This is a genomic window from Candidatus Binatia bacterium (assembly GCA_036382395.1).
GTDB lineage: Bacteria > Desulfobacterota > Binatia > HRBIN30 > HRBIN30 > JAGDMS01.
The window spans coordinates 1-7,418 of sequence record DASVHW010000138.1 but is presented as its reverse complement, the minus strand read 5'-3'; the positions used below and the strand labels follow the sequence as shown (position 1 = coordinate 7,418).

9 protein-coding genes and 1 pseudogene are annotated in these 7,418 nt (G+C 64.3%); 5 read left to right on the top strand and 5 right to left on the bottom strand.

What is annotated here, in order from left to right; all coding sequences use genetic code 11:
• The first annotated feature begins 344 nt into the window (after positions 1-344).
• Positions 345-2,273 (top strand): fused MFS/spermidine synthase, encoded by a 1,929-nt coding sequence (locus tag VF515_06660; GenBank protein HEX7407319.1) that lies wholly within the window; start codon positions 345-347, stop codon positions 2,271-2,273.
• On the top strand, positions 2,270-2,881 hold the full coding sequence (locus tag VF515_06655; protein ID HEX7407318.1) for a hypothetical protein: 612 nt from the start codon (positions 2,270-2,272) through the stop codon (positions 2,879-2,881). The genes VF515_06660 and VF515_06655 overlap by 4 nt, the downstream gene beginning before the upstream one ends.
• A 119-nt stretch (positions 2,882-3,000) precedes the next feature.
• Here VF515_06655 and VF515_06650 read toward each other — a convergent pair whose 3' ends face one another.
• The gene (locus VF515_06650) at positions 3,001-3,570 is read right to left on the bottom strand and encodes a DUF2889 domain-containing protein (GenBank protein ID HEX7407317.1); all 570 of its coding nucleotides are present in this window, start codon (positions 3,568-3,570) and stop codon (positions 3,001-3,003) included.
• A 119-nt stretch (positions 3,571-3,689) separates the two neighbouring features.
• Here VF515_06650 and VF515_06645 point away from each other — a divergent pair.
• The 3 genes and pseudogenes from VF515_06645 (at position 3,690) to VF515_06635 (ending at position 5,391) form a co-directional block, all read left to right on the top strand.
• Positions 3,690-3,932: pseudogene (locus VF515_06645) on the top strand (DUF1259 domain-containing protein).
• A gap of 13 nt (positions 3,933-3,945) precedes the next feature.
• Positions 3,946-5,127 carry a chromate transporter gene (locus VF515_06640; protein ID HEX7407316.1) on the top strand — a complete coding sequence of 394 codons (1,182 nt, stop codon included), beginning with the start codon at positions 3,946-3,948 and terminating at the stop codon, positions 5,125-5,127.
• Between the two features lie 93 nt (positions 5,128-5,220).
• Positions 5,221-5,391 carry a chromate resistance protein ChrB domain-containing protein gene (locus VF515_06635; GenBank protein ID HEX7407315.1) on the top strand — a complete coding sequence of 57 codons (171 nt, stop codon included), beginning with the start codon at positions 5,221-5,223 and terminating at the stop codon, positions 5,389-5,391.
• Here VF515_06635 and VF515_06630 read toward each other — a convergent pair.
• From VF515_06630 to VF515_06615, 4 genes are all read right to left on the bottom strand, one after another.
• Positions 5,369-5,755 (bottom strand): type II toxin-antitoxin system VapC family toxin, encoded by a 387-nt coding sequence (locus VF515_06630; GenBank protein HEX7407314.1) that lies wholly within the window; start codon positions 5,753-5,755, stop codon positions 5,369-5,371. The genes VF515_06635 and VF515_06630 overlap by 23 nt on opposite strands.
• Positions 5,752-5,958: an AbrB/MazE/SpoVT family DNA-binding domain-containing protein gene (locus VF515_06625; GenBank protein ID HEX7407313.1), complete on the bottom strand. Its 207-nt coding sequence runs from the start codon at positions 5,956-5,958 to the stop codon at positions 5,752-5,754. The genes VF515_06630 and VF515_06625 overlap by 4 nt, the downstream gene beginning before the upstream one ends.
• Positions 5,959-6,165: 207 nt before the next feature.
• Positions 6,166-6,585: a nickel-responsive transcriptional regulator NikR gene (gene nikR, locus VF515_06620; protein ID HEX7407312.1), complete on the bottom strand. Its 420-nt coding sequence runs from the start codon at positions 6,583-6,585 to the stop codon at positions 6,166-6,168.
• Between the two features lie 134 nt (positions 6,586-6,719).
• Positions 6,720-7,418 (bottom strand): TonB-dependent receptor (locus VF515_06615; GenBank protein HEX7407311.1); only part of this gene is annotated, 699 nt, incomplete at its 5' end.

Genomic DNA, 7,418 nt, shown 5'->3' with positions numbered 1-7,418 from the left:
TGGCCTCGGATACTCCACGGCATGGACGACGAGGGCGGGGGACCCATCTCAGGGACAAGCTCAAAGGCTTCCGTAGCCGACGGTCTCCCGGACACCCTGTGTGTTCTATCGTCCATGCCGATGGATGTCTCCAACTTTGCGACGCTCGCCCCCCCTCGCAGTTCTCCACAAGCTGGCCGCAACGCCCCGTCTCCGCACGACCGCTCCCCACCCCACCGCGACCTAACGCGGAGCGGGTCACACCCCACCCCCCTCGCTCGTTCCGTCAGCTTGTGGAGAACCGCTCCCCACAACCCCAATATACAAGTAGCCGCCCTGTTTTGGCGGCGTATCGAGGGGCCCTCGTGCCACACGGCCGCCTGCGCATAGTCGCCGCCGGCGCGGGCGCTCTGGGGCTCGGGCTCGAAGTATTGTGGACGCGGCTGTTCGCGCAGGTGCTGCACAACTCGGTCTACTCCTTCACCGCAATCGCTCTGGTATTCCTCCTGGCGCTTGCTGCTGGCGCGGGCGCAGCCGCCCTGCTTCTGCGTCGCTTCACACCGGCGCGGATCGCCGCCGCGGCTTTGGTGGTCGCAGCGGCGGCGACCGTCGGCGGCGTGTGGACGTTTGTCCACTCAACTGACGGCCTGGCCTACGTCGGCATGCAGTCCGGTTTATCCGAGTACCTGCGGCGCATCATCGTACTCGCGTCCGCAAGCGTAGGTCCTGTCGCGTTTGCCTCGGGCATGGTGCTACCGGCGCTGTGGGCAGCATGGGACGAGCGTGAGACCGCCGCACGTCCGCTCGGCGACCTATCGGCGGCCAACACGTTCGGCGGCATTGTCGGCGCCATCGCGGCGGGCTTTCTCGGCGTTCCGCTGCTGGGCATTCGCGCGACCTTGCTTGCCGCGGCGATCGTATACGTCATCCTCGCCGACGTGATCGCCCCGCCCCACGCCCGCCTACGCCCACTTGCGTATGCAGCGCTGCTGGGCGTCGTGCTCTGCAACCCGATGCGCGCTCCGCTGGTGCACTTGCGGCCGGAGGGAGAGATGCTGCGCGCGACCCTCGAAGGCCCGAGCGGGATCGTCACCGTGGTAGAGACCGACGGCGATCTGCAGCTGCGACTCGACAACTACTACGTCCTTGGCGGTACCGCCGCTGCAGTCAACGAGCGCCGATTAGGCCTTGTGCCGCTGTTGGTGCATCCGCGGCCGCGGCGTGCCGCGTTCATCGGCCTCGCCACCGGGATTACCGCCAGTGCGGGTCCCGCACTGGGGTTGGAGGACACCACCGTTGTGGAACTCGTTCCCGAAGTTGCCGCGGCCGCACGCGCTCACTTCGCGCCTTGGAACGCCGGGCTGCTGGAGCGGCCCGACGTCCACCTCGTGCTCGATGACGGGCGCCGTTACCTTGCCGCAAGCCAGGAGCGTTTCGACGTGATCGTATCGGATCTCTTCATCCCGTGGCACGCGGGCGCGGGCAACCTCTACTCGCGCGAGATGTACGCTACCGTTGCCGGGCGTCTGGCACCGAACGGATTATTCTGCCAGTGGCTGCCGTTCTATCAGCTCACGCATGAAGAGTTCGACATGATCACGCACACTTTTCTCTCCGTCTTTCCGCAGACCAGCTTGTGGCGGGCAGACTTTTATCCCGACCGGCCTGTCGTCGGACTCATCGGCAAACTCGGGTCACGTCGGGTGGATCTCGAGCAGGTGGGCGAACGACTCGGCCGCTTACCCGATTGGAGCCGCGACCCGCTCCTCGCCACGCCGCACGGCTTCGGCATGCTCTACGCTGGCGACCTCGCTGCCGCAACCGATATCTTCCAAGAGGCGCGCGTCAACACCGATGACCGCCCTTTGCTGGAGTTCATGGCGCCCCGATTGACTCGGATCAACGCCGCCGGGGACAAGGACTGGTTCACCGGGGAAGCGCTGGCGGCGTTCTACGATGGGCTCGACCGTCGCCTCGCAGACGACTCCAACCCGCTGTTTGCCGTCTCCGGAGAGGCGCAAGCCGCACACCGCGCCGGCACGGCGCTGTATCACTACGCCCTCGCTGCAACCCGTCACGATGACTCCGCCGCCGGCCGTCTCGAGGCGGAGGTACGCGCCCTCGTACCGGAGGTGATCGCCGGCGCCGAGTCGACCGATGCTGTTGCGAGCCTCGCGGACGCGCGCCTGGCGTTGGTGGGGCTGCGGACGGAGCAGGAGACCGTACGCCGCCAGCTGGAAGCAATGGAGCGTCGCTTGGAAGCGCTTACGCGCGCGGAGAAGGATCACCAATGAAGGGCCGCATATTGTTGAGCTGGCTTTTGTTGCTTGTGGTGTGCGGCTGCGCACAGCCGCCTGCCGTGACGCTCCTGCCACCGACGGTCCGCACCGTGGCAGTTTTCCCGCCGAACAATCGGACCGGCGATCCGCTGCTCATCGCTGGCGCCTCGTTTTATGAGAAGTATGTGGCGCGCACCGACCGCATCACCGTCCCGGATGTGCTCGCCTCGGAGGCACGCCGCCAACTAGCGCGACGCGGCTTTACGGTAGTCTCGCCCGAGTTGGTCGACGCCATGACTGGCGACCACCCGCCGACCAGCGCGCAGGACGCGGCGGCGGTGGCGGCCCGCAATCAACTCGAAGCAGCCGTACTGTACATCGACGTTCGGCGTTGGGAAGTTGATGTTCCCGTCCATCCCACGTTCGTCATTGCCTCGGTCGAGGTCGCGTTGGTTGATCCGACGAACGGCAACGTCTTGTGGACGATGGACCATCCGTCACGCCCGGTGGCGACGCCAGGTGTGGTCAACCTCGGCGATGCCTACGCGATCGCGGCGCGAACGCTGATACAGCAAATGCTGGCCGCACTGGGATCAGAGCGACCAACGCCCGCAGATGAATAGGGTGAACACCTTGGCCCGAGTGGGCGGAATCTGGCTCGCGTTCGCGCGCACGACCCGACGCCACACCATGCCGGGAATCGGAATCATCCAGCGGCCGAGCCCGAGGAGGATCGAATCTCTCACGCACCCCTGCCGTCGATCTTTCGAACCGGCATCTGCTGCGCGCGTAAGCGTAGTGGTTCGGCCTTCTCAGCAATGATGGCGTGGTTGCTCTCGCTGTACGAGAAGCAGGTGTTCCGCATGCCCGGCACGTTCTCGATGACGAACGCGTGCCGCTCGGCGGGAACATCCTCGCGGGCCCGTTGCTCGGCGGACGTACTCAGGAAGAGCCGCACGAAGTGCAGCTGGTAAGCGGCCTGGGCGATTTCGACCAACAGTTCGGACACGCGGTGGCATCCTGCCGGGCCGCCGACGATCTTGCGCGCCTCGCCGGTGAAGCCCCGCGCGACCCGCATACCGACGAGACGCTCGACGTTCGCATGCGTCATGTTGCAGACGTTGGTGAATGGGCCATTCCGCACCTCGCTGCGCGCAGCGACGATTTCAAGGGACGGGTGGAGAATCTCGATCTCTGCGTGAACATCGTGGACCTCATCTTGAAGGAACGCCTCGATCAGGAACCGATCGCCCCCGATGGGGTAGATGTTCACTTCCTTGGTGCGGTGATAGATGGCTGCGACATCCGGCATTGCTTTTTCATACCGCACCACCACGGGTTGCGCCACAGTGGCTCGTTCACGGAGCCGCATCCACCAGTACGGTGAGTTCCAGCAGCAGGCCGCATCGAGATGTTCGATACCGATTCACTTCCTCGGCGGCGTTCGCCGGCGCAGACGACAAAGCGGTCGTTGACGGCGACTTCGCGATGCTGGAGCCCGAGCTGCAGGGTGTGCTAAGGGCGCTGCGCGGAGAGGGAATCAACATCGTCGTGATCCATCAGTATATGACTGGCAAGTCGCCGCAGGTCATGTTCCTCCACTACTGGGGCCTTGTCCCAACGCAGGCGCTGGCGAAGGGCTTGAAGGCGGCGCTCGACATGCAGAGGCACTAGATCGGAGTGATCGATGAACACCGTAGCGGCACCCGTAGCAGCGGACACGCCCTCCGAGACAGCGCCCAGCACGCTGCGGGAGTTCCTCTCGTACTTCGTGTGGCTGGGGACGTCCGGCTTTGGGGGACCGATCGCGCTTGCCGGCTACATGCAGCGGGATCTCGTCGAGGACCGGCGGTGGATCTCGAAGCAGGACTACGTCGAGGGACTGGCACTGGCCCAGCTCGCACCGGGGCCGCTGGCGGCGCAGCTGGCGATCTACCTCGGCTGGGTACGCGCCGGAAACCTGGGCGCCACGCTGGTCAGCGCGGCGTTCGTCCTGCCGTCGTTCCTGATGGTGCTCGCCCTCTCGGCGTTTTATGTGCGCTTCGGTGGGCTGCCCTGGATGCAGGGCGTATTCTACGGTATCGGAGCGGCGGTCATCGCCATCATCGGACGCAGCGCTTACAAGCTCGTGCACATGACGCTCGGGCACGACTCGCTGCTGTGGGGACTCTTCGTCCTGAGCGCCGTCGTGACGGCGTGGACCGAGAGCGAAGTGGTGTGGCTCTTCGTGCTGAGCGGCGTGGTGGCGCTCGTCATCAAGACGCGGCCAGTTTTCTCCGGTCGAGCCGCGGCCGTGGCGCTGGTGCCGACGTGGCTCATCGCCGGGCTTGCAGGGCCGGCAAGCGTAGGGACGTTTTGGAAGATCGCCCTGTACTTCGCCGAAGCGGGCACGTTCGTGTTCGGCAGCGGCCTGGCCATCGTCCCGTTCCTGTACGGCGGCGTCGTCGGGCAGTTCCACTGGCTGACCGAGCGGCAGTTCCTCGATGCCGTTGCCGTCGCCATGATTACCCCGGGACCGGTGGTCATTACCGTCGCCTTCATTGGGTACCTCGTGGGTGGTCCGATTGGGGCGACGCTGGCCGCGAGTGGCGTGTTCCTGCCCTGCTACCTGTTCGTGATCATTCCGGCGAAGTACTTCCGTCGGTCCGCAAAAGATCCCAGGGTCAAGGCGTTTGTCGATGGCGTGACGGCGGCGGCCACGGGAGCAATCGCGGGCGCGGCCTTCGTCCTCGGCCGGCGTGCGATCATTGACGTGCCGACCGCCCTCATCGGTCTCGTGACGTTGCTGGCGTTGGTCTACGTACGGAAGGTCCCGGAGCCGGTGGTCATTGTCGCCGCCGGCGCCGTTGGACTTCTCGTCAGAGGGTAGCGTCGATGACCAATTGGGATGCGTCGCGGATGAACCCGACGCTCTGGCGCCTCATCCGTTTCAAGCAGAACACTGCGTAGACTGGGAGCGCACATGCGTTGGATCACGCGACAGTTTGCCAAAGTCGACCGGATCGCCTGCCCGTGGTTGATCAAGAAGTTCGTTGACCCGGAGGCCGAGTTCGTCTTCCTGCCGCTCGACACCGACTCCCCAAGCCACGACGCGTCCGGCGCGTCCGTGACTATGAGCCCGAGGCTCTTTTGACGACGTACCTGACACCCGGAATCCCTTCGAAGTCGGAATCCTGGCTCCAGAGGGTGGCACCATGTGCGCGGGCCGTGGCCAACATGATGCTGTCTGCCATGGGTATCTTCTCATCTAGGCTGACCCTTGCCGCTGCCAGTGCCAGAGGTGCGGTCAGCTCAAGAATTCTGCCCTGCTGCATGAGTGCGACGGCCTGAAGGGCGTGGCCTTCCCCACGCTGCTGTAGGACCCGCTTGAACACTTCATACAGGCTCAGGGTCGGGACCAGGAGCGTACCCGTCGCTTCAACCGCTGCGGCAAAGAACTTCGCGTTCGGTCCGTCCGCAAAATACTCGAGCCACCCGGAGGAGTCGACGATGTTCACACGCGATCTCCTTCACGCGGCACGTCCGTATCGATGCCCTTGAGGAATCCCCGCATTTTCTTCAGCGGCCGAACAGGAATGAGCTCGATTCGATCCTCGTAAAGAACAGCTTGAACCTTCTGACCCGGGCTGAGCTTCAGTTGCCTGCGGATGTCCTTCGGGATGACCACCTGAAACTTGGGGGAAATCGTGACCGTTTCCATGTATTCTCCGATCGATAGGGCAAACGTTTTACGGTGATGATATCGATGCGCATCCTGGGCTGCAACTGGGCGGGACCTCCAATCCGGAACCTGCCCAGGGTAGCTTCGCAACCCTGGGCTATGTCCAATGCCAGTGAGTTAGGCCGTCGGCCAGCGGTCAACTTTCCTAGTATGAGGTGGTGACTCGCCTGCGGGTGTACTGGCCGATCACGCCAGCGCTTTGCCTTCGGCCGTTGCGGAGAAAGTCCCGTGCTTCACTCCACGGGTCCCGATCAATTTGTCGGCGATCTTCTTCAGCTCCGCGGCTTGCCCTCGTACGACCATGACCTCCAGGCAATGGTGCGCATCGAGGTGGACGTGCAGGGTAGAAACGATGCGGTCGAAATGATCGTGCTGCAGATCAGTCAACTTGTCAGTTAGCTCACGCGTCTCGTGGTCGTAGACCAGCGTGATCGTGCCGACCATTTCCGCCGTTCCCGTCTCCCACTGTTCCCGGACGAGATTATCGCGGATCAAATCACGGATCGCCTCGGAGCGGTTGGTGTATCCTTTCCGTTTGATCAGGCGATCGAACTCCCGCAGGAGCTTCTCGTCGAGGGAAATGCCGAATCGGGTAAGCCCTGTCATGCAACGATCCTCCGACAGTGGTGCATTTGAAAGACGCTTAGAATGCTCATAGTACCATCGGGTGCCCCACGAGCCCCGACAGACCAACGACGGGCAGCATCGTCGCAGTCATGAGTCCCCCGCAGCCTCGGCATTCAGAAATACATGGTCACGCCGCCGCGGACCCAGAACGGATTGCCGGGCGTGAAGTGGATGTCTTCGACGCCACCGTTCGAAGAACTCCCGCTCTGCTTGAGCGGCGAGACCCGCGCACACTCCGGAGCAGCGCCGAGTTCACCACGCGCGCATGACTGATCGTCGAACTGCGCGTCCCGCCAGTCGGTGTTGGTGAGATTGAGCAGGGACAGCTGACCCTCGACATTGCGCCAGCGGTAGCGGCCGAGCAGGTCCAGGAGCGCATAGCCCTGCGCCGTCAATGTCCGGTCTTCGCTCGCCGGGCGGTCACCCTGGTAGCGGACTCTGAGTGCCGCCGAGAAGCCGTTGCCCAGATCGGCGGTCAAGCCGCCGTTCATGAGCAGCGTCGGCGCCAAGGGAATCGCGCCGCCCGGAAAGTCTCCGCCGCGAAAACGCGGGTCCGCCCAGCTGAGATCGTAATCCGAGAATAACCAGGCGGTGAACTGGTAGCGCGCTTCGAAGTCGACACCCCACCGCCGCGTGGCCCCCGCCGGCTGGAATGTGCCTCCGGCTCCGATTTCCTGGCGCCCCGCATCGCCTGAGAACACCAACTCACTCTGGAGGTCGAGCAGCCACAGCGCCGCGGCGAGGTCCAGACGGTCGAATTGCCGCGTCCGTGCCCCCAGTTCATAGCCCAACGACTGCGCCAGCGCCGACGC